The sequence below is a fragment of the Oligella sp. HMSC05A10 genome, from assembly GCF_001808335.1.
Classification (GTDB): Bacteria; Pseudomonadota; Gammaproteobacteria; order Burkholderiales; family Burkholderiaceae_B; genus Oligella; species Oligella urethralis.
In genome coordinates, this window is the sequence record NZ_KV792920.1 from 1 (window position 1) to 1,995 (window position 1,995).

The 1,995-nt window shown below is 41.2% G+C and carries 2 protein-coding genes; both read right to left on the reverse strand.

From position 1 onward, the window contains the following. Nucleotides 1-493: 493 nt before the first annotated feature. Nucleotides 494-1,189: a GTP cyclohydrolase I gene (gene folE / locus HMPREF3144_RS05480; RefSeq protein ID WP_018027461.1), complete on the reverse strand. Its 696-nt coding sequence runs from the start codon at nt 1,187-1,189 to the stop codon at nt 494-496. A 159-nt stretch (nt 1,190-1,348) separates the two neighbouring features. Continuing rightward, nucleotides 1,349-1,948 (reverse strand): D-alanyl-D-alanine dipeptidase, encoded by a 600-nt coding sequence (gene ddpX / locus HMPREF3144_RS05485; RefSeq protein WP_018027462.1) that lies wholly within the window; start codon nt 1,946-1,948, stop codon nt 1,349-1,351. Nucleotides 1,949-1,995 lie beyond the last annotated feature (47 nt).

The window sequence follows — 1,995 nt, forward strand, 5'->3', positions numbered from 1 at the left end:
TATTTGAAAATAAATTTTAGTGTGTTGTTTTTATATCCAATCATCAAATCGTTTACTTGGCGTCGGATTCTTCAGTATGTCACAAACAGGAACAAAATGCAAGTGATTTGTTTTTTACTCTAAACTAGCATAAACCCTAGCTCAGCTGCGACAAAGATTGACATTATACGTAGCTGTTAAAAATATTGCAAGGTCTTTACATGTAATAATACAAAAAAACCAAGCAATAAAACTATTAACGGCCCTGCAAGCCAAGTAAATTGTGCTCTACAGAAGTTTGTGCCTTTTTAGCAACGAGTTATTTTCGCAATCAACGTCGTGCTTGAATTATAGTTAGCAAGACCATTATCCAATCATGCTCACTTCTTTACTACCGTCCATTATTGTTACTAGTCGATAGGAAAATATTAGCAAACAATCGGCGCAACAATCATAGATATCCAGATACTACTTTGCCATTTCCCCTATCCGAGTAGTTCACTACCGTTGAGATTCAGTTTTTATTAAGGGGCAGTAAATCTAAAAACTCTTTGCGTAAATCCGAGTTTTTCAAAAAAGCACCGCGCATTACGCTATTGATCATTTTGGAATTCATATCCTTCACACCGCGCCACTGCATGCAAAAGTGATCCGCCTTCATGACAATGGCTAAGCCCTGAGGTTTCATCTTATCATTCAGCAGATCGGCTAATTGCACAATTGCCTCTTCTTGAATTTGCGGGCGCCCCATTACCCAATTGGTGATACGAGCATATTTTGATAAGCCAATTAAATTCGAATTTGAATCGGGTAAAACGCCAATCCACACCTGGCCCATAATCGGGCAAAGATGATGTGAGCAAGCGCTACGCACCTGAATCGGCCCAATAATAATCAACTCACTGAGCTTTTCAATATTAGGAAACTCAGTAATTGGCGGCATCGAGTGATAGCGCCCCCCAAACACTTCGCGCACATACATTTTAGCGACTCGGCGCGCCGTCTCCTGCGTATTATGATCAGTATCAATATCAATGACTAGGCTTTTTAAGACCTCAGTCATTTTCTCCTCAACTTCCGCTTGCAACTGATCTAATTCACCCTCTTCAATAAAATCGGCGATATTATCATTTGCATTAAAACGAGCGCCGGCATGTTGTATGCGTTGTCTGATGATATTTGAAATATATTTAGAATCCGAGTCACTCATCGGAACCCCTTAAGCTAATCAATTCTTTAAACTTGGAGCCTCTATTGTATGATGCACAGCACGAATTAACAGCTTTTTTTGTTATTTAAACTAATTCAGCGCTGATCAACTATACGCATCATTGCCTTGCGCAAATAACCGATGATTATTAAGTTGCAGCTAGACACGAATAAAATCACACTCAATTAAAGGGTAGCTACTAGCATCAGGCAACTCATAATGCCACCATTCCGATTCGATTTCTTTGAAACCAGCGTGTAGCATAATAGCTAGCAAGATCAAACGATTTCGCTGTACCTCAAGGGACAACTCTGCAACATCATGATGAGAACGGTGACTCATATCATCAAATCCAGTCCCCATATCCAGTACTTGCCCGCTTTGATTATCAATTAAGGTGACATCAATCGCCGTACCGCGGCTATGATTGGAGCCGATTTCAGGTGGTACTATATACATAGGATCCGGTAAAGCTTGCCAGAGTTTGGCTTGAGCAGCTGGTGGTCGATAGCCATCATAAATCAATAAGGTATAGCCTGCCCGTTGCGCATGCTCTGCTGCTTTTTTAACTAAAGGCGCTACGTCTCGGTGAATTGCACAGACTGCATCCTGATAAATACGCTCATTGGTTAAATTATTTCTTGTCGCATACACCAGCTCCAACTTCACACCAAACTCAGTCTCCGTGATTTCGACTAAGGCTGGCGCTAAGCTGCGATGATGAGGTTGATTTTGTTGTATTGTACAGGCAGTGCTCATTGTCAATTCCCTTTTGACTTCCTCCCCTCCCTAAAGGGATGGGATTC

What these genes read in the sequence shown, in the direction of transcription:
- folE (WP_018027461.1), bottom strand. Translation starts at nt 1,189, where the DNA reads ATGAGTGACTCGGATTCTAAATATATTTCAAATATCATCAGACAACGC.
- ddpX (WP_018027462.1), bottom strand. Translation starts at nt 1,948, where the DNA reads ATGAGCACTGCCTGTACAATACAACAAAATCAACCTCATCATCGCAGC.